Raw genomic sequence first — 229 nt, forward strand, 5'->3', positions numbered from 1 at the left:
TGCAATGCTGCCGCATCACGCGCAGATACATCCGGATAGGCAGAATCACTACCAACATCCTGCGTATAACGCCATGAACGGGCACATTTGGTACCGGTTGCCTTAGCTGACACAACCGCAACGCCTTTCACATCACTCAGAACAAAGGCTTCACCGGCTACCGGCTGATCACTCACTGTGATATCACTGGTGATGCAGATTTCCGCCAGATCCAGACCCGGAACCGCCG

Annotated in this window: 1 protein-coding gene; it reads right to left on the reverse strand. The window is 54.1% G+C overall.

Going from position 1 to position 229, the window contains the following annotated elements:
• On the reverse strand, positions 1-229 hold a 229-nt coding region (locus HBA93_RS24045; RefSeq protein WP_221724880.1), incomplete at both ends, for a hypothetical protein.

This window comes from Ochrobactrum sp. SFR4 (assembly GCF_019730395.1).
Lineage (GTDB): Bacteria > Pseudomonadota > Alphaproteobacteria > Rhizobiales > Rhizobiaceae > Pseudochrobactrum.